Raw genomic sequence first — 20,687 nt, 5'->3', positions numbered from 1 at the left:
GCCTCAGGAGATGGCGAAGAAGAACGAATTGCACGAAATATATGCCGACCCGGCAAAATCTGCCGAGTGGGCTGGCCTGCGATACACGACTGATGAAAAACCTGGCCTAACAAGGCGCAAAAAAGGTAAATCATGGATTTATGAAAATGCCAAAGGTGAGCCTGTAACTGATGAAAAGACGCTGGAGCGAATCAATAAAATGGTTATTCCGCCCGCCTGGACCGATGTTTGGATTTGTCCGAACCCAAAAGGACACCTGCAGGTAACCGGCCGCGACGACAAGGGCCGCAAGCAGTACATGTACCACCCCGATTGGCAAAAGGTAAGGAGCGTGACCAAGTTCGGCCGTATGATACTTTTCGGAAAGTCGCTGCCTAAGCTCAGGCAAAAGATAGAGGAGGACATTGGCTCCAAGACCCTCACGAAGCAAAGTGTAACGGCCGTCGTACTTTCGCTCCTCGATAGCGCCCTGATCCGGATCGGAAACCGGGCGTATGCCAAATCTAACAAATCGTATGGGCTTACCACGCTCCGCGACCGGCATGTGAAGATAGACGGAAGCCAGATCAGGTTTTCGTTCAGGGGCAAAAAAGGAGTAGAGCACGAAATTGACCTAAAGGACAGGCGACTGGCAAGGCTGGTGAAAAAATGCAAGGATATTCCAGGCTACGACTTGTTTCAGTACTTCGACGAAGACGGCCAGCGGCAAACCCTAGAATCGGGCGATGTGAATGCTTACCTGCGGGAGGCGACGGAGCACGACTTTTCTGCCAAAGACTTCCGGACCTGGGGTGGCACTGTACGCATGGTAGAATGCCTGGAGCAGGTGCTGGAAGAGAACCCGGAACTTGGCAAGGAGAAAAGCATAAAGGAATCGGTGAAGATGGTAGCCAAAAGCCTGGGTAATACTCCAACAGTTTGTTCTAAGTATTACATACACCCGGAGGTGGTGAACCTGTTCCGAGAAGACAAACTGCTCAAGTACCTTAAGAATCACGACGCCACCAAGCCCTCTACCGATAACCTTTCGGGTACCGAAGAACTGGTGCTTAAGATGCTGCAGCGCGTAGCCCGAGAGAAAAAAGAAGAAGTTAAGTAATCCAGATATCTCATCCTGCTGCGCACCAACATGCACCTATTATAAATTTTGAGTAACACCTAAGGCCTTCCAGCACTATTTTGGCTCCGGAAGGCCTTTTTTATTAGCAGAATTTATTTGTGCGAAAGCGGTGACTACAGGTGCCGATTGGACTTTATAAGAGTTGTGCCGTTTAGTAATTTAGCATAAGAAAATGAGGCCTTAGCCCCAACGATCGTTCGCCTCACATTTTTTAGCAAATATTCTGATTATTAGGGGTAACTTTCTAGACAAAGCGCGTAAAAGACGTATATGAATTTGCGTAAAAAGCTTAATAATGAATTGATTGCGTTAATTACGTAGTAAGACAGCTAACCTAATAAAAATGAATAGATATTGGATAAAAAGTTCGGAAAATCTGCCTGCAATGCGGCAGAAGATTTTAGCTACGATAGAGGAGCATGGGCGTCCGACTGTAGTGGCATGCTGGTATGTAGATGACCACCGTATCATGATGGATCATTTGCCTGATTCTAAAACGTATGACTTTTCGATAGTAAAGGCGTGGCAGCCTTTCCCGGAACCATATTTAGAATTCCAGCATGAGGAGTCATGAATAAGTTGCTAGTTCGTTAATTTCCTAAGCTAAGAGGGCGGCTGTTCAGATCTGAATAGCCGCCCCTTTAGCTTAGCCCTAGCGCATTTCGATCTTTATTTGCTTAATTAGCCTCTGGAAGGGCATTTTCATTTCAATAATTTTACTACACCTCACGCTCCTTCAGTATTCTATTTCTTCAGGCTGAGTTGCCTTAGTTGCCTTCCCTGTCGTAGGCGTGCACCCGTACGTCGCGTGTTGTTCGGTCTTTGCCTTCTGTGCCAAGCACTATGCTGTTGCCGCGTTCTGTATCATAAACACTGGTTCTCTTCTTCCAACCCCTCACACTGGATCTTTCTGTAATTTTGTCTTCTCCCAATCCTCCAAAAATCTCCAGAGGAATGGCATTGTTGGCAAAGCCTTCTACCACAAATTCATCGTTGCCCGCCAGTCCGTAGAGCCTGATCAGCTTTGTTTCTTTGGGGCTAAAGGTGCGCTGGTAAATCAATTGCTCCGGCGACATGGTTGAGGTTGGCCGGAAAATACGTACTTGCGTTTGCCCTTCCTGCAGCCGGTTAATTACAAACTGCTCCGGCTCATCGGTTCCTGTAACGGTAACTTCCTTTGCCAGCAGGGTATACATTGTTTCGGCTGCCTCATGCAAATGGTCGCGTCTGCTTTTCAGGCTCGCTGCAAGCTCAGGTCCAATAGCGGCATGCACTGGTGCGGGCATTTGCCTGACAGCCTGGTCAATTACCAGGTCGGTGAGGTTTTGCTGCATCTGGCGGGCAATCTGTAGCCATGCTTCCTTTGGCAATTCATGCAGGAGCCGTTCGTCCAAAAAGCTGGCGTTCAGGAGGAGGGCTTTCACATCGCGGTATTTATCGCTGAAGGTGTAGAACTTGCGTACCGCTACTTTGCTGGTGGCTAAAAAGGGAATGAGGCCATCGTTCATTTTGAGCAGAACCTGGTCACGATCTTTGGGTATAGGTTTGAATATGGTGTCTTTCCCCTGACGGGTTACAGCCCAGTCCCATTGGCCTTTGTGTCGGTCCCAGTCGCCTAAGAGCAGGTCGAGGAGGCGGGCTTTGGCAAAGGCGCGCTGATCGAAATGATATCGGTTGGAGGTAAAGCGCAGGCGCAGCGCTTCATCGGAGTCTACAAAATCTACGGTGCCTGTAAAGTTTGGTAAGATGTCGGCTGGGCCTTTAAATTTTTCTTCCAGCATAAAGAGCCGGCCCTGCACCTGCGGTGAAAAGTCGCCAAAGCTGGTATCTTGTGCCGAAACATAGAATACTTTGGGGTTGGTGTGCCATACACCTACTGCCTCTGCCAGCGGCGGCACCAAGAGCATGCCATAGGGGTTTGCGGCTGAGGTCTGATCGCGTACAATATTCGTGACAAAGGTAGACTGCCAGAACTTACTGAGTACATGCACCGGATCTTTGTCTATAGAGCGGAAGGCGTAAAAACGCCCTGCGCTGTCCTGCAGGTGAAAACTGCTGGTTTGGTAGCCACCGCCTCTTTTTATAACCTGTAAGCCACCAGCCACCTGGTGCAGGTTAAAAACAGGCACTTTAACGGGAGTAGTCCAGATATGGCGGTTGTGTTCTCCCCAGATTGCTTTATAAAGAAAATTGCGGTCGTAGTGGCGGCCCGCCACAACCCAGGCACTGTCTCCGGCAGGTTGTTCAATATCGGTTTTATCTGCTGCTGTCGCCAGTGCATCTTTCTGAAAAAAGTCATTGTCGGCGCAGCCCGGCAGCAAAAGAAAACAAATAAAATAAAGTGCTACACGCGAAAAAGTCATCTGCAAGGGTAGGTGTTAGGTTCTACAGTACGCAGACACAGCGAAAGGTTTTAACAAAGAGCCGGATAAAAAAAATAATGTGCTTCCGGCTCTTTGTCAAATGGCTAAATTAACCTTTGTTCTGGTTGTAAAACGCAATGAGCCCGTTGGTGGAGCTATCGTGCTTGCCTTCAGAATTGCCCATGAGTTCTTCTTCTATGGCACCGGCCAACTGTTTGCCCAGTTCCACACCCCATTGGTCGAAGCTGTACACATTCCAAAGCACCCCCTGCACAAATACTTTTTGCTCGTACATGGCAATCAGGCTGCCTAGGGTATAAGGAGTAAGTTTTTTGAACATGATGGAGGTAGTAGGCTTGTTGCCTTCAAATACCTTATGCGGCACCAGCTCCTCTATTTTTTCTGGCGACTTACCTCCTTTTTTCTGCAGTTCCTCACGCGCCTCTGCCTCAGTTTTACCTTTCATTAAGGCTTCTGTTTGGGCAAAGAAGTTAGAGAGCAGCATGGTGTGGTGGTTGCCAATCTGGTTCAGACTCTGTGCTGGGGCAATAAAATCAGACGGAATAAGAACCGTGCCCTGGTGTATGAGCTGGAAGAAAGAATGCTGGCTGTTAGTGCCGGCTGCTCCCCAAATCACGGGCTGCGTTTCGTAATTTACATATTGGCCACTGCGGTCGGCGCTCTTGCCGTTGCTTTCCATGAGGCCTTGCTGCAGGTACTCCGGTAACAGGCGAAGGTACTGGTCGTAAGGGAGCACCGCATGCGACTGCGCTCCAAAGAAGTTTGTATACCAAAGGCCCAGCAAGCCCATCAGTACCGGTATGTTCTGGCGCAGGGGAGCCTTGCGGAAGTGCTTATCCATTGCCTCTGCACCACGTAGCAGTTCCTCGAACCGGTCGTAGCCCAGGGCACAGGCAATAGAGAGGCCAATAGCTGACCAAAGCGAGAAGCGGCCACCTACCCAATCCCAGAAGCGGAAGGTGTTTTCGGGGGCAATGCCAAACGCCTCAACTGCAGCTGTGTTGGTCGATAAGGCCACAAAATGCTTCTTGATGTGCTCTTTGTCTTTGGCTTCTTTTAGAAACCAATCGCGGGCAGTATGCGCGTTGGCAATAGTTTCTTTGGTCGTAAATGTTTTGGAGGCAATAATAAAGAGGGTCTGCTCCGGATCGAGTTTCTTCAGCACTTCAGCAGCATCGGTGCCATCTACGTTAGACACAAAGTCTATAGACATGCCCGGTTGCTGATAAAATTTAAGCGCTTCGCATACCATTTTAGGCCCCAGGTCAGAGCCGCCAATTCCAATGTTCACAATGTGGTTAATGGGCTTGCCGGTGTAGCCGAGCCACTGGCCGCTGTGTAGTTTCTCGCAAAAGGCCTTCATTTGCTGTTGTACATCCCGAACCTCTGTCAATATGTTTTCGCCATCCAGCAGCAATTCTTCGTCGGTAAAGTTGCGTAATGCGGTGTGGAGCACTGCACGACCTTCGGTGGCATTTATTTTCTCACCTTTAAACATGCTTTCTATAGCCTCTTGCATGCCCATTTCTTCGGCCAGCTCCGTTAGCAGCTCCAGGGTTTCTTCGGTAATACGGTTTTTGGAAAGGTCGTACAAGGTGTCATCCACCGACAAAGAAAGCTTGCTGAAACGCTGCGGATCTTCCTCGAACAGCTCACGAAGGTGTTTCGATTTTAAGGCTTCGTAATGCAACTGGAGTTTTTTCCAGGCATTGGTGGTGGTAGGGTTTGTATTTTTCATCATACAGGTTTTGTATTAAGAGTATGTGTTTAGATCGATTAGGTTCCGAAATAAAGTTAAAAGTAAAATGTAAATAAACTAAACGGATTGAAATCTTAGTGGTTATATAGTATATTTAAAATATGGGTTCGGGCAAAGTATCATTTCGGCACTAGCTGCGTAACAGGAGTGCTGCACAGGTTTGCTAAAGTATAAAATGGTACTAACTAATCATAGTACTGCTATGGGTGGTCAGGAAATGAGCAGGCAGTATCGGTGCTTCGATTTCTGATGTTTCTAATGTTTAATGAGCAGACGTGCTGCACGAGTCCCATAATATAAGATAGAGGCTTAAGAAATTTGGGAATCGTGCAGCACCAACTGCAAAAGATCGCTTGGTATCCGAACTCCTGAAAAACCAGCAGAAATGGTTTTAATGTACTCGTTCAATAGGAGGAGGGCTTTAGCGAGTATCGAGTGTAAATCTGGTGCCGGATGGGCTACCAGCCTTGTAACTTAATGTGCTTTAAATGCAGCTTTTTTGAGATAAAAATGCTAATATAGCCTTCATTGCGTATACGGTGAGACAATACTTGGCAATACCCGCTTGGTGTGCATTTATATAAAATACGGGGCCTTAAGGCTCCCTTCCAATACCGGCTGGCGGGTACAGTACAAGCGTAAACCGTATCTTTTCAGAATAAATGATTAATCGTAAAATTATTAAGACTACCATATGAGCAATCTGAATACTCTTGTTAAGGAGAAAAACATCAAAGCCCTTATTCTGGACATGGATGGCGTAATTACCAACACAGCCGTGGTACATGCCGAAGCCTGGAAAAAAATGACCGATTCTTTTCTGAAAAAGAGAGGAGAGCGCGATAACAAGACTTATAAGCCTTTTGATGTTGTGGAAGATTATCGTGCCTATGTGGATGGCATGCCGCGTTACGATGGCGTTCGGAATTTTCTGGAGTCGCGTGAAATCAGCATTCCGGAAGGCAGCCAGAACGATGATGACGGAAAAGAAACTATTATTGGACTTGGCAACCTGAAAAACCTCTATTTTCAGGAGCTCTTAAAACAAAATGGAGTAGTTGTTTTTGAAGATACCCTGGCTTGGGTGAAAGCCTATAAAAACAATGGCTATAAAACAGCTGTTATCTCAGCAAGTAAAAATTGCTTTGACATTATTCGACGGGCAGGGCTGGAGCGGCTTTTCGAAGTAAGGGTAGATGGGCTGGTATCGGCTGAGTTGAAGCTTAAAGGCAAACCAGAGCCAGACATCTTTTTAGAAGCTGCCAAACGCCTTGGGGTAAAACCAGAGGAAGCCGCTATTTTTGAAGATGCCTGGGCAGGTGTGGCAGCAGGTAAAGCAGGTAATTTCGCGCTTGTAGTAGGCATAGACAGAGGCAACAACAAGCAATTATTAGAAGAAAACGGTGCAGACATCGTAATAAGTAAATTTCCCCAGCCAGAATAAACCCTACCTATGAATACATCTGAAGAGAAGAATATTATAAAAAGGGAAGCCGCTGAGCTTCCTTCCGCCTTTGAAAGAATGGAGGAACTGCGGGAAAAGCTGAAAGGAAAAAAGCCTGCCATATTCCTGGATTATGATGGCTGCCTCAGCCCGATTGTAAAAGACCCCGACAAAGCAATATTAACGGACGATATGCGGGCTGTGCTGCGGCAGTTAGCCGAGACATGCAAAGTAGCTGTAGTAAGTGGCCGCGATCGGCAGAATGTAAAGAACCTGGTACAGCTGGATTCACTTTATTTTGCAGGCTCTCATGGCTTTGATATTACCGGGCCCAACGGCATGCAGGCTGAACCAGGCGATGCCCATGAAGCCTTAATTGCGCTGGATAAAGCAGAGGAGGAGCTGAATGAGCGCCTGATAGATGTGGAAGGTGCCCTTGTGGAACGCAAGCGGTATGCCATTGCTGTGCACTACCGTAACGTGGAAGATGCCCTGGTGGAAATCGTGCAGAAGGCAGTAGACAATGTGGTAAATTCGCATGAGGAGCTAAAGAAAGGCTTCGGCAAAAAAGTGCTGGAGCTGAAACCCAATATCGACTGGCACAAAGGCAAAGCTGTAATGTGGCTTATGAAGGAGCTGGGGCTTGACCTGGAAAACACAGTGCCTATTTATATTGGAGACGATATAACCGACGAAGATGCCTTTGCTACTTTACAGGGTATAGGCATAAGTGTGCTGGTAGGGGAGCACGATGACAAAACCGCTGCGGAATATGGGTTAGAAGATGTTGATGATGTGAAGCAGTTCCTCTCAGATCTTTCTAACCTCTAAGAAGTGACGAATGGCCGAATGGAAAATTACGTATGATTCCTGGAAACCTGAAGAACAACCTCTTCGCGAAGCACTCTGCACCCTTGGCAATGGCTATTTTGCCACCAGGGGTGCTGCCGAGGAAAGCAACGCAGACGATAAAGTAAATTACCCCGGCACCTACCTGGCAGGCGGATTTAACCGGCTGGTGTCTGAAGTGGGTGGTAGAGACATAGAAAACGAAGACCTGGTAAACTGGCCTAACTGGCTGCCGCTCACATTCAGGCACAGCGGTGAGGAAAGGTGGTTTAAGTTAAGTGAGGTGGAGCTGCTTTATTACAGGCAGGAGCTCGACATGCAACAAGGGTTACTTACACGCCAGTTGCACATCCGCGACTCCAGCCGCCGCGAAACGGTAATAACCAGCAGGCGCTTTGTGAGCATGGCTAACCCTCATGTTGCTGCCCTGGAGTGGGAGGTAACGCCTCAGAACTGGTCTGGCGAAATAGAAATAAAGTCGGCCCTGGATGGCACTGTAATAAATAGCGGAGTAGCCCGATACCGGGCGCTTGCAAGCCAGCATCTGGAACCTCTAGAGGCTGGTAAGCACAACGAAGAAACCATTTTTCTGGTAACCCAAACCACCCAGTCCAAAATAAGAATGGCGCAAGCCGCCCGCACCAGAATTTTTATAGAGCCTCCTTCTACTAATTTTAATCGCGAAACTAGGGTCTTAAGCCAGGCCTACGTAGAGCAGCTGTTTCATGTCAGCTGCACACAGCAACACCCGCTCCGAATAGAGAAAGTGGTAATGCTATATACCTCCCGAGATTTTGCTGTATCTGAGATAAAGCTGGATGCCTGCACCAACATAGGCAGGCAGGGTAGTTTTGCGCAACTTCTGCATGATCATTGCCGGACCTGGCGCCATATGTGGGAGCGGTGCGATCTGGAAGTGTCGAGCAACCACAATGCACAGAGCATCCTGCGGCTACATATTTTCCACTTGCTGCAAACTGTCTCTGGTAATACAGTAGATCTGGATGTGGGGGTGCCGGCAAGAGGGTTGCATGGTGAGGCTTACCGTGGCCACATTTTCTGGGATGAGCTTTTTATATTTCCATACCTGAACCTGCGGCTCCCTGAGCTTACCCGGGAACTTCTCATGTACCGGTATCGGCGTTTGCCTGAAGCGCGCCATGCTGCCAGGAAAGCCGGGTATAAGGGAGCTATGTTTCCGTGGCAGAGTGGCAGCAACGGCCGCGAAGAGAGCCAGGTGCTTCACCTGAACCCTGACTCAGGTAACTGGCTGCCCGACAATACCTTTCTGCAGCGGCACATCAACGCAGCCATTGCCTATAATGTGTGGCAGTATTACCAAGCCACCTCCGACCTTGAGTTTTTAAGCTTTTATGGAGCGGAAATCATTTTTGATGTGGCCCAGTTCTGGGCTACCATTGCCTCGTTCAACAACGACCTGGGTCGCTACGAAATTCTGCATGTAGTTGGCCCAGATGAGTACCATACCGAATACCCAAACTCAAATGAACCTGGGTTAAGAAACAATGCTTATACCAATGTTATGGCTGCCTGGGTAATTCGTTGTGCTATAGGTATAGGCAATGTGCTGGACAAAAAGCAGCTAGAGGAGCTGTATGAAAAGCTACATATTTCTGCTGATGACCGAAAGCGATGGCAAGACATTAGCCATAAAATGTTAGTACCCTTTATTGGACACAGCAAAATTATTGCTCAGTTTGAAGGGTATGAGGCGCTGGAGGAGTTTAACTGGGAAACCTATCAGCAAAAGCACGGTAATTCGATGCGGCTCGACCGGATTCTGGAAAGTGAAGGTGATAATGTAAACAAATACAAAGCCAGCAAACAGGCAGATGTCATTATGCTGTTTTACCTGTTTTCTTCAGAGGAGTTGTTAAAACTGCTTCAGAGCCTTGGATACGAATTCAGTTCGGGAGACATAGCAGAAAACATTGCCTACTACGAACACCGTACCTCCCATGGCTCTACCCTGAGTAAGATCGTGCATTCATGGGTGATGGCCCGTTCTGATAGAAAGCGCTCGTGGTCTGATTTTTTAGAAGCGCTAATGAGCGATGTAGAGGATGTGCAGGGAGGCACTACCCAGGAAGGCATCCACCTAGGAGCTATGGCTGGCACGGTAGACCTGCTGCAGCGTGGTTATATTGGCCTCGATATTCGGGATGACGTGCTTTGGCTGAGTCCGGCGCTGCCTGTGGAGGTAAGCTTTATGAAGCTGCAGCTCCGCTACAGGGGGCATTGGCTATCGGTGCGGGTTACGCACCAAAAGTTAATGTTGAGCGTAGACAAAGGGTTTACCAAGGAGGTACAAGTGGGTGTAAACGGCGAAGTTTTTACCTTAGTTACCGGCGATAAAAAAGAGTTTGATATCAGTTAAGAAATGTCTCAAAGAGAGCTTCTAAAATAAGTATCAGAGCTCAGAAAGGGTTTTTAAACAAATCAGTATGTATTAGGTTGCCCTGAGGCATCCTTAAATGAAATAGCTATGCAAAAAATAGTAACGATAACCTTAAATCCTGCTCTCGACAAAAGCACGACAACGCAGCGGGTGGTACATGAAAAAAAAATCCGGTGCGATGTGCCCCGGTATGAGCCAGGCGGTGGCGGCATAAATGTATCCAGAGCCATTAAGAAACTGGGAGGTGAGTCTTGTGCCTGGTTTTTATCAGGTGGCCCATCTGGAGAGCGACTTGAGGAGCTGCTGCACGAAGAGGGGGTGCACTTCTGGGCAGCCAAAGCTAAAAACTGGACCCGCGAAAACCTGATGGTGTACGAAGCTGCAACAGGCGAGCAATACCGTTTTGGCATGCCTGGGCCCCATGTGGAGGAGCCGGAGTGGCGCCAGTTTATAGATAAGTTGGAGCAGACAGAAGAATTGCCGGAGTATGTGGTGGCCAGTGGCAGCTTACCTCCGGGAGTTCCGGAAGATTTTTATTACCAACTTGCCGTGGTGGCGCACAAGCGCGGCTTTAAACTGATAGTAGATACTTCAGGTGATGCGCTGATGAAAGCAGCAGGTGAAGGCTTGTACCTGATAAAACCTAACCTTGGCGAACTAGCCGGACTGGCCGGGAAGGAACATATTACAGCCATGGAGCAGGAGGATATTGCGAGAAAAGTGCTTTCTGATGGTAAATGCGAAGTGCTGGTTGTTTCGCTGGGGCCAAGAGGAGCTATGCTGGCAACTAAAGAAGGTATTCATTATGTGGTTTCGCCTACGGTAAAGCAACTAAGCGCAGTAGGTGCCGGCGACAGTATGGTAGGTGGTATGGTACTTAGTTTACTGAAAGGCTGCAGCATGCTGGATGTGGTACGTTTTGGAGTGGCAGCAGGAACCGCCTGCACCATGACTCCAGGTTCGGAATTATGCCGAAGAGAAGACACGGAAGAGATATACAAGTGGCTGCAGGAACACGGTTAATGCCGTAAATAAAGAATAATGCCCTGTAAATAATTGCTTTTGAGTCACCGGGTCTGATGCTATAATTCACTAAAAAGGCTCTGGAAGGGTATTTTTATTTGAATAATTGCTGGTTGAATGATGTTTTATTTGAAGGATAAACAAAAAAGGTGAAGCCACTGAGCTTCACCTTTTTTGTTTATAGAATAGTTAAGATTATGCGTTTCTGTTGTTAGCATTCAAGTCGGTAAATGCTTCTTTCAGACGAGCAATAAAGGTTTTTTCGCCTTCACGGAGCCATACACGAGGGTCGTAAATTTTCTTGTTTGGAACATCTTCTCCTTCTGGGTTACCAATCTGGCTCTGCAGGTAGTCTTTTTTAGACGACATGTAGTCTCTGATGCCTTCTGTAAACGCCCACTGCATGTCAGTGTCGATGTTCATTTTGATTGCGCCGTATTCAATAGCCTCTGTAATCTGGCGCTTCTCTGAGCCCGAGCCACCATGGAAAACGAAGTGAACAGGGTTTTCACCAGTACCGAATTTTTTCTGGATGAATTCCTGTGAGTTTTTCAGGATGTCTGGTCGCAGTTCTACGTTGCCTGGTTTGTATACCCCGTGCACGTTACCAAAGGCAGCTGCTATGGTAAAGCGAGAGCTTATTTTATTCAATTCTTCGTAGGCATACGCAACTTCTTCTGGCTGAGTGTACAAACGAGAGCTGTCAACGTCGGAGTTGTCTACGCCATCTTCTTCGCCACCAGTTACACCAAGCTCAATTTCTACAGTCATTCCAAGCTTGTTCATACGCTTCAGGTAAAGAGCGCATGTCTCAATGTTTTCATGAATTTCTTCTTCAGATAAGTCCAGCATATGGGAGCTGAAAAGTGGCTTACCATGTTGCTCAAAGTATTTTTCACCGGCATCCAGCAGGCCATCTATCCAAGGAAGTAATTTTTTGGCAGCGTGGTCGGTGTGTAGAATTACAGGTACACCGTAGGCTTCTGCCATAATGTGTACATGGTGGGCACCTGCTATAGCTCCGGCAATGGCAGACTTTTGCGCATCGTTTGCCAGGCCTTTGCCAGCATAAAACTGCGCCCCGCTATGAGAAAACTGAATAATTACTGGCGAGTTAACTGCCTTTGCTGTTTCTAGTACCGCATTTACTGAGTTGGTGCCGATCACGTTTACAGCCGGGAGTGCAAAATTATTCTCATTGGCGTATTTGAAGAGTTCTGTTACTTCGTCGCCAAACAGTACACCTGGTCGGAATTTAGTAGTGGTTTCGCTCACTGTTATTTTATTAAGAGTTATAGATTTATATTCAATACTCGGTTGAATATACCAATAATTAAAATATTCTACTGAAAAACTTTAAGAATGTTTTTCCTGTGGTTTTTACAAATTAATCTCTCAGAAGAAGATGCTTAATGGTTTAAGCAGAAATATCAGGCTTTTAGCTTCTGAAAATAATTGGGTATACGGCAATACGGCCGGACAGTCTTTGGCCAAAGCGAGGAGTTTGGAAATAAAGCTGATGTGAGGCAGTAGGAGAGTTCCGCAGTTGCTACAATCTACCTCTTTGGGGCCAAGTGGCAACGGTAGGCATGTCTAAACTTGTCAGCGCCTGCTCTTGTTCAGTCATTGCAAAAACGTCAGCAGCAGGATTAGTAAGCTGCTGCCGCCGGATTATTCATCAATCCGAGAACCCGATACAGCAAATCTTAAACTAAAAGCAACCACAACACTGTTCAGAGGCAGCAGTGTATATTTAATAGCATTAAGGCAAAGCGCGTTAATCAAACACAATTAATTTGTCTTTGTTTTTGCTGCGCATATGGCCGCGAATAATCTGCTGAATATCTTTGTTGTCTTTGTAACGGGTAATGGCTCCTTTAAAATCCTCAAGGTTATGGGCAGAAAAGGTTTCGTCTACAAAACCAAAGCCCAAATAAGAGCCATTGTCCACAACCACCACCGTTTTCTCATTGTCGTGCCGGCCCTTTCCGATAATAACAAAGCTGTTATGTTCAAATGTAAAGGACTCTATGGCCTCGTCTACACGTGCATTATAAGACTCCGGACTTTCCAGGCCGATGCAGGCACCCTGACATTGGTGCACCTGGTAATCGAAGCAGGCGCCGTTGGTTTTGTAGAGGTCGCAGAGCTTTTGGCAAAGATTATATTTAGCTACTTTGTGAAACAGAAAGCCTTTTGCCTTGAAAGGGTTGGAGAGCGCAATGATAGGCGTCAGATTTACATTTTCGGCTTTGTTCACGCTGCCAAAGGTTAAGCGCTTATAGCCGTTGCTGTCTTCGTACATAAAAATGCCGGTATTAAACACACTCCTGCGCTGCTGGCGATTATAATGTGGCTTCATCCGCTTGATCTCGGCCGACTCAAACAGGAGCGCCACCAGCTCGTTTCCCATCAGCTCATAACTAATATCGGCAATGCTATTTTTAAAATCCAGTGATTTTCGGCTTTTGTAGTCTATGTTGAAGTGCTGGATAATGCGCTTGCGGATGTTGATGCTTTTGCCTACATATATTACTTCGCCTTGTTCGTTATGAAAATAGTAAACCCCTGGAGTGGTGGGCATGGAGTCAACCAATTCTTTTTTAATGTTGGGAGGCAGCAGCGAGGTTTTTATTTCTTTAGCCAGCACAACAGACGGTTCCGTGGCATGCAAAGCGCCATCTACGGCTGTCCGGTTGATTTTCAGGAGTTTATCGAAGAGCACTGCCGTTGCTTCGGCATCGCCAATAGCACGGTGGCGTTGCTGTAAATCAATATCAACACTCTTGCATAATTTGCCTAAGCTATAGGAGGGCAGCCCAGGTATCAGCGAACGGCTTAACCGAACGGTGCACAATGTTTTGCGCTGAAAGGTGTAGCCAAGGTCGGCAAATTCCTTTTTAAGAAAAGAGTAGTCGAACCGGACGTTGTGGGCCACAAATATTTTGCCTTCGGTAAACTCCACAATTTCTTTTGCCACCTCATAAAATTTGGGCGCATCCTGCACCATCTCATCGGTAATACCGGTCAGGTTGCTAATAAAAAAAGGTATCGGGCGTTGGGGGTTAATAAGGGTATTGTATTTATCGACGATCTGTACTCCATCATGAATAAAGATGGCGATTTCCGTGATCTTATCCTGAAAAGGTTGCCCTCCGGTGGTTTCGATGTCTACTATGGCGTACAAGGTGGTTCTTTTTTAAGTCAAACAGGCACGTGCAATGGCTGCTATCCTGTAAACCAATAATATTAGTAATACGTTTCAATCTCTCTTAATTGCAAATAAAATTAGCAATTTCTGCATTGCCTTAATAATTTAAGGTTGGGCCTATAGGAAATTATTCTAATGAAAATGACCTTCCGGAGGCGAAAATGAGACGCAAGCCTTAGGGCACGAAAACCAAGATAACAGGTCTTTTAATTCGTGAAGAACCTAGGTCTTAGGCATGGAGACTATAGGTTAACGAAAGATTTCCCTATTCATCACTTCAACCATCAAACCTTTTTGCAAGTACTAATAAACCAAATTCTGCTAATAAAAAGGCCCTTCGGGAGGATGTCTGGGGCTAGAGTGCCCTAGGGTTCTAAGGGTTGCGTTTATTTCTGCCTGTGCCGTTCCAAATCGCACTGAACCAGTTCCCCACCCTGTTCTTCTTTTTCGGTTTGGTATCGTCTATATCAGCCAGCAAAAAGCCAAACGGCGAGAGCGGTGGGTAAGCATCAAAAATAACTTTAAGCGTGGCAATAACCGGAATAGAAAGTATCATGCCAGCTGCTCCCCAAATTTCTCCTCCAATAAGCAAGGCTACTATAGCTGCAAATGGGTTTATACTAACTTTAGATCCTACTACCAGGGGAGTTATAAAATTGCCTTCCAGGAACTGTACAAACACAAACACGCCTACTACCAGCACCGCATCTATTAAATGGCCTGTGGTAGCCAAGGTAAACAGTGCCGGCAGCAGCGCGCCAATCAGGATGCCGATATAAGGTATAATGGTAAGAATAGAGGCGAAAATGCCGAAGAAGATGGCATACTTTACATCGAGCAGGAGCAGTCCGGCTGAGTTCAGCAAAGCCACAATCATGATCACAATCATCAGCCCGGAGATGTAGCTCTGAATAACCTGCTGAATGTTCGTGATGGTATTGTTGAGGTTGCTGCGGCTGTCTTTTGCCACAAACTTAAACATAAACTGCTCCAGGTGGTCGCGGTAATACAGCAGGCAGAAAACAAAAATTGGCACTATGGTAAAAGCGGCCAGTGCACCGGTGGTCATAGAAATTGTGCTGCCCACAAAAGCTGTGGAAAATTCGCGGAGGCTCCCAATGGCGTTTTTTATGAAGTCGCTTTTATTAGCCGGTGCAATATCAAAGTTTCGGTACAGGTAGTCCTGCACCCGCATCAGCAGCAAATCGAAGTTTTGGCCAATGGTCTCCAACTCGGAGGTAAGGCTCACAATCTGCATCGACAAAAACCAGATTACAAGAGCCAGGATAACGATAACCAATATGATGCTGATGAGGATGGCAAGTGGCCTCGGAATCCGGAGCTTTTCCATGTCGCGGGTCATAGGGAGCAGGAGCAGGGCAAACAACAGTGCAAAGGCCATGGGCATCAGCACTGATTTGAACATTTGTAATAGCCAGATAAGCAGGATTATCCCTAGCATAACGAGGATATACTTAAAGTACCTCGGTAGTTTTATTTCCATTGATGTTAATTTTCTAGTACCTTCCGTCCTGCATCGGCAGGAAATTTTTTATAAAATTAGTAAATTGCGCCCTTCGGAGTATACCAAAATAGCTATATTGTTGTGCTAAAAATATTAGTTTTATCCTTCCTATAAACTTCTGCCTATATGAACTACAAGCGAATTTTTGCTGTTATTGTTCTATATTCTGCAGGTTTAACACGACGAGGAGTTTTAATAAACTAAAAAAATTAGTAAATTAACCTTTCGCAGGATGGCAGGAGCATGCAGCAAGTGCAGGTAAGGCTCTCTTTAACTTTTATTTTATATTTCGAATTGATTTTTCCTAAACAAATACACTTACGCTTACAACATGGCAGAGTTAGAACATAATTACAACGAAGACAGCATTCGTTCCCTCGAACCCCGTGAGCACATCAGGTTGCGCCCTGGTATGTACATTGGCAAGCTCGGAGACGGCTCATCTGCAGACGACGGTATTTATATTTTAGTGAAAGAGGTGATCGACAACTCCATTGATGAGCACGTGATGGGGTTTGGTAAAACCATCGACATTAAAATCTCTGACCATAAAGTACAGGTGCGCGACTATGGTCGTGGTATTCCGCTAGGCAAGGTAATCGATTGCGTGAGCAAAATTAACACCGGCGGCAAGTACGACTCCAAAGCCTTCCAGAAATCTGTAGGCTTAAACGGGGTAGGTACAAAGGCTGTAAATGCGCTCTCCAGCCATTTTAGAATACAGTCGGTGCGCGATGGCAAAATGAAAGCGGCAGAGTTTGAACGTGGTGTTCTCACGCTCGACCAGGACCTGCAGGAGTCTAGCCAACGCAACGGTACGCTCACTGTTTTTACGCCAGACGATACCATCTTTAAGAACTATCAGTTCAACCCCGATTACCTGGAGAACCAGATCTGGAACTATGCTTATCTGAATGCCGGCCTCACCATCAACTTTAACGGCAAGAAGTTTTACTCCGAAAACGGCCTGCTGGACCTGCTCCGCAACAAAGCCGATGAAGAGAGCATGCGCTACCCGATCATTCACCTGAAAGGTCCGGATATAGAAATTGCCCTGACGCATGGTAACGACTATGGCGAAGAGTACTACTCTTTCGTGAACGGACAGTTCACAACCATGGGCGGTACGCACCTGACAGCTTTTAGAACCGCCGTGGTAAAAACGGTGCGGGAGGTTTTTGGTAAAGATTATGATGCTTCCGATATACGGGCTTCTATAATAGGTGCCATTTCTGTTCGTGTGCAGGAGCCGGTGTTCGAGTCTCAGACAAAAACAAAACTAGGTTCTATTGACATGGGACCAGATGGCCCTACAGTTAACGGCTTTATTACCGACTTTATAAAGGAACACCTCGACAATTACCTGAGGATGTATCCTGAAACAAAAGAAGCTCTGAAGAAACGAATTGAGCAGAGTGAGCGGGAGCGCAAAGATATGGCCGGCGTAAAAAAACTCGCTAACCAGCGTGCCAAAAAAGCCAACCTGCACAACCGCAAACTACGCGACTGCCGCCTTCACTTCAACGAAGACAAAGGCGAAAAACCGTTACTCTCCACGCTTTTCATTACAGAAGGTGACTCTGCCAGCGGCTCTATTACGAAATCCCGAAACGTTGATGTTGAGGCCGTTTTCAGTTTGCGGGGTAAGCCCTTGAACTGCTTTGGCCTGAAGAAGAAAGTGGTGTATGAGAACGAGGAGTTTAACCTGCTGCAGCATGCACTTAATATAGAGGAAGGCCTGGAGGGGCTGCGTTATAACCGCGTGGTAATCGCAACCGATGCCGACGTAGACGGCATGCACATTCGCCTGCTGCTGCTCACTTTCTTCCTGCAGTTTTTCCCGGACCTGGTGCGAAACGGGCACGTGTTTATTTTAGAAACGCCGCTATTCAGGGTTCGCAACAAAAAGGAAACCATATACTGCTATAACGAAACTGAGAAGCAGGAAGCCATTCAAAAGCTCGGCAAAAAGCCAGAGATAACTCGCTTTAAAGGGTTGGGAGAAATCTCGCCTGATGAGTTTGGTAAGTTTATCGGCGACAACATCAAACTAAAACCGGTGATTCTGCAGAAGGACACCACTATTCAGAAAATTCTGAGCTATTATATGGGCAAAAATACTCCGGAGCGTCAGAATTTTATTATTGATAACCTGAAGATAGAGAAAGACATAGTAGAAGAAGTTTATGCATAACGACGAGTTGAATAACGAAGAAATAGAAAGGGAAGAAGAACTGCAGGTGGAGTTTACAGATGGCGAGGAAGAAACCATCCATAACGTAACACCTGTATCGGGCCTTTATGAAAACTGGTTCCTCGAGTATGCCTCGTACGTAATTCTGGAGCGTGCCGTACCAGCCATTGAAGATGGTCTGAAGCCAGTGCAGCGCCGTATTCTGCATGCCATGAAAGAGATGGACGATGGCCGCTTTAACAAAGTAGCCAACGTAATAGGGCAGACCATGCAGTACCACCCGCACGGCGATGCTTCTATTGGCGATGCCATGGTGGGACTTGGCCAGAAAGACCTGCTCATAGAAACGCAGGGTAACTGGGGCGATGTACGCACCGGCGACAGTGCAGCTGCTTCGCGTTATATTGAGGCTCGTCTGTCTAAGTTCGCGCTCGATGTAGTGTTTAACCCGCAGACGACGCTGTGGCAGCTGTCGTACGATGGCCGCAAAAATGAGCCGGTCACCTTGCCGGTCAAGTTTCCGTTACTGCTGGCACAGGGAGTAGAGGGTATAGCGGTAGGTTTATCTACCAAAGTAATGCCGCACAACTTCAAGGAGCTCATTAAAGGCTCTATTGATGTACTTAAAGGCCGCAAGACACAGCTGTTGCCCGACTTCCTGACAGGAGGGCAGGTTGACGTTACCAACTATAACGGTGGAGCCAGAGGCGGCAAAATACGCGTAAGGGCCACTATTGAGAAAATAGACAAAACGCTGCTGATCATCCGGGATGTGCCTTATGGCGTTACCACCACCGGGCTGATGGAGTCGATTGTAAAGGCGAGCGAGAATAACAAGATCAAGATTAAGAAGGTAGTAGACAACACGGCCGCAGAGGTGGAGATACATGTGCAACTGCCGCCAGGTGTTTCTCCTGATCTTACCATTGATGCACTTTACGCCTTTACTGATTGCGAGGTGTCTATTTCGCCGAACACGTGTGTTATTATAGACGACAAACCACATTTTATGAATGTGGATGATTTGTTGCGCATTTCTACTTTCAAAACTGTAGACCTGCTGAAGCGGGAGCTGGAGATTCGCAAAGCAGAACTAGAAGACAAATGGCATCATTCGTCTCTGGAGAAGATCTTTATCGAAAACCGGATTTACCGCGACATAGAGGAATGTGAAACCTGGGAGGCAGTGCTCGAGGCGATTGACAAAGGTCTGGATCCATTCAAGCCCCTGCTGCGCCGCGAAGTAACGCAGGACGATATTATTCGGCTCACTGAAATAAAGATAAAGCGAATCTCTAAATACGACTCCTTTAAAGCCGATGAGTACATCCGCAGGCTGGAAGAGGAGATGGCTGAGGTAGATGATAACCTGGCAAACCTGATCCGCTATTCCATTGCTTATTTTGAAGGCTTATTGAAAAAATACGGACAAGGTAAGGAGCGTCGGACTGTAGTGAAAACATTTGATGTGATTAACGCGCAGAACGTTGCTATTGCCAATCAGAAGCTTTACATGAACGCCAAAGACGGCTTTATCGGAACCGGCCTCCGCAAAGACGAATTTGTTTGCGACTGTTCTGATATGGACGATATAATCGTGTTCCGCAAAGATGGCAAGTTTACAGTAACCAAAGTAGCCGAGAAAGCCTTCGTGGGGAAAGATATTATATTGGCAGGTGTTTACAACAAAAACGACGAGCACATGGTCTACAACATGATTTATGTAGACGGCAAGTCGGGTGTGTCATACGCAAAGCGCTTCTCTGTAAAATCGATTACCCGCGATAAAGAATATGATCTTACCAAAGGAGAAAAGGGATCTAAGGTGCATTACCTCACCTCTAACCCCAACTCAGAGTCGGAAGTAGTTACTCTTACTCTGGCCTCTTCCGCATCGGCACGTAACAAAATCTTTGATTTTGACTTTGCCGAGCTGATGATAAAAGGCAAAGGTTCCAATGGTAATATCGTGACAAAATATCCTGTTAAAAAAGTAGTGCAGAAGAGCCTGGGTAACTCTACCCTGGGAGGGCGCGAAATTTTCTACGACGAGGTAATTGGCAGGTTGAACACCGAAGGCAGAGGCCGCTATCTGGGTTCTTTCAACACCGACGATACAATTCTGGTTATATACGAAGACGGCTCTTACGAGCTGACTTCCTTCGATTTGGCTAATCATTACACAGTCGAAAAAATTAAGGTGCTGCAGAAATATGATCCAGAGCTGGTGATTTCGACCATTTATTACGAAGGTGAGAATAAAAACTATTATGTAAAACGCTTTAAGATAGAGACTTCTACCATTGGAAAACGCTTTATATTTATTTCTGAAAGCAAAAATTCCAGAATGGAAGCAGTGTCTACCCATCCGCAGCCGCTGGCAGAAATTAAATTTAAACGCGACCGGAAAAGCGATAAAGAAGCAGAAAAAATTCTACTCAGCGAGTTTATTGATGTGAAAGGCTGGAAGGCGATGGGTAATAAGTTAAACTACTACAAAATACTAGAGGTAGATGTGCCAAAGCAGGAGTTTCAGCATCAGGAAGAGAAGACTGGTACTAAAAAAAGTGCTGGCACTAAGCGAAGTGGTGTGGAAGTTCCTGCCGAGCTGAGACAATTGGCTGAGGAAGCTGCAAAAGTAAGTGGAGACCAACCTGTTATCGCAGAAACCGTACAAAATAACATAGATGATAAAAGTACAAAAATAACCTTAAAAGAAAAGAAACAGATTAATTTATTCTAGGAATAATACTTTTGTT

At 46.5% G+C, this 20,687-nt stretch carries 13 protein-coding genes; 8 read left to right on the top strand and 5 right to left on the bottom strand.

Features of this window, described 5'->3' with window-relative positions:
- The first annotated feature begins 10 nt into the window (after positions 1-10).
- A complete protein-coding gene (locus ACMA1I_RS04180) occupies positions 11-1,099 on the top strand; it encodes a DNA topoisomerase IB (RefSeq protein WP_337067030.1) in 1,089 nt (362 codons plus the stop codon).
- A 364-nt stretch (positions 1,100-1,463) separates the two neighbouring features.
- Entirely contained in the window at positions 1,464-1,694 is a 231-nt protein-coding gene (locus ACMA1I_RS04175; protein WP_337067029.1) for a DUF551 domain-containing protein, read from the top strand.
- A gap of 193 nt (positions 1,695-1,887) precedes the next feature.
- On the opposite strand, the gene ACMA1I_RS04170 is transcribed toward ACMA1I_RS04175, so the two are convergent.
- Together ACMA1I_RS04170 and pgi are read right to left on the bottom strand one after the other, a co-directional pair.
- Positions 1,888-3,483, bottom strand: coding sequence for a hypothetical protein (locus ACMA1I_RS04170; RefSeq protein WP_337067028.1), 1,596 nt, complete (start codon positions 3,481-3,483; stop codon positions 1,888-1,890).
- A 109-nt stretch (positions 3,484-3,592) separates the two neighbouring features.
- On the bottom strand, positions 3,593-5,245 hold the full coding sequence (gene pgi, locus ACMA1I_RS04165) for a glucose-6-phosphate isomerase (protein WP_337067027.1): 1,653 nt from the start codon (positions 5,243-5,245) through the stop codon (positions 3,593-3,595).
- Positions 5,246-5,957: 712 nt separating this feature from the next.
- On the opposite strand from pgi, the gene ACMA1I_RS04160 reads away from it, so the two are divergent.
- The 4 genes from ACMA1I_RS04160 to ACMA1I_RS04145 all read left to right on the top strand — a co-directional run bounded on the left by ACMA1I_RS04160 (position 5,958) and on the right by ACMA1I_RS04145 (position 10,998).
- Entirely contained in the window at positions 5,958-6,707 is a 750-nt protein-coding gene (locus ACMA1I_RS04160; protein ID WP_337067026.1) for a beta-phosphoglucomutase family hydrolase, read from the top strand.
- Between the two features lie 9 nt (positions 6,708-6,716).
- A complete protein-coding gene (gene otsB / locus ACMA1I_RS04155) occupies positions 6,717-7,538 on the top strand; it encodes a trehalose-phosphatase (protein ID WP_337067025.1) in 822 nt (273 codons plus the stop codon).
- A 10-nt stretch (positions 7,539-7,548) separates the two neighbouring features.
- Positions 7,549-9,954: a glycoside hydrolase family 65 protein gene (locus ACMA1I_RS04150; protein WP_337067024.1), complete on the top strand. Its 2,406-nt coding sequence runs from the start codon at positions 7,549-7,551 to the stop codon at positions 9,952-9,954.
- Positions 9,955-10,062: 108 nt separating this feature from the next.
- Positions 10,063-10,998 (top strand): hexose kinase, encoded by a 936-nt coding sequence (locus ACMA1I_RS04145; protein ID WP_337067023.1) that lies wholly within the window; start codon positions 10,063-10,065, stop codon positions 10,996-10,998.
- A 195-nt stretch (positions 10,999-11,193) separates the two neighbouring features.
- Here ACMA1I_RS04145 and fbaA read toward each other — a convergent pair whose 3' ends face one another.
- The 3 genes from fbaA to ACMA1I_RS04130 form a co-directional block, all read right to left on the bottom strand.
- The gene (fbaA, locus tag ACMA1I_RS04140) at positions 11,194-12,273 is read right to left on the bottom strand and encodes a class II fructose-bisphosphate aldolase (RefSeq protein ID WP_337067022.1); all 1,080 of its coding nucleotides are present in this window, start codon (positions 12,271-12,273) and stop codon (positions 11,194-11,196) included.
- 502 nt (positions 12,274-12,775) lie between these two features.
- Entirely contained in the window at positions 12,776-14,185 is a 1,410-nt protein-coding gene (locus tag ACMA1I_RS04135; protein ID WP_337067021.1) for an exonuclease domain-containing protein, read from the bottom strand.
- A gap of 397 nt (positions 14,186-14,582) precedes the next feature.
- Positions 14,583-15,671 carry an AI-2E family transporter gene (locus ACMA1I_RS04130; protein ID WP_337067020.1) on the bottom strand — a complete coding sequence of 363 codons (1,089 nt, stop codon included), beginning with the start codon at positions 15,669-15,671 and terminating at the stop codon, positions 14,583-14,585.
- 394 nt (positions 15,672-16,065) lie between these two features.
- On the opposite strand from ACMA1I_RS04130, the gene ACMA1I_RS04125 reads away from it, so the two are divergent.
- Complete coding sequence (locus ACMA1I_RS04125) at positions 16,066-17,928, top strand: DNA topoisomerase IV subunit B (RefSeq protein ID WP_337067019.1); 1,863 nt, start codon at positions 16,066-16,068, stop codon at positions 17,926-17,928.
- Positions 17,921-20,671 carry a DNA gyrase/topoisomerase IV subunit A gene (locus ACMA1I_RS04120; protein ID WP_337067018.1) on the top strand — a complete coding sequence of 917 codons (2,751 nt, stop codon included), beginning with the start codon at positions 17,921-17,923 and terminating at the stop codon, positions 20,669-20,671. The genes ACMA1I_RS04125 and ACMA1I_RS04120 overlap by 8 nt, the downstream gene beginning before the upstream one ends.
- Positions 20,672-20,687 lie beyond the last annotated feature (16 nt).

Source organism: Pontibacter sp. 13R65 (genome assembly GCF_047525655.1).
Classification (GTDB): domain Bacteria; phylum Bacteroidota; class Bacteroidia; order Cytophagales; family Hymenobacteraceae; genus Pontibacter.
This window is presented reverse-complemented; position numbering and strand designations above follow the sequence as displayed.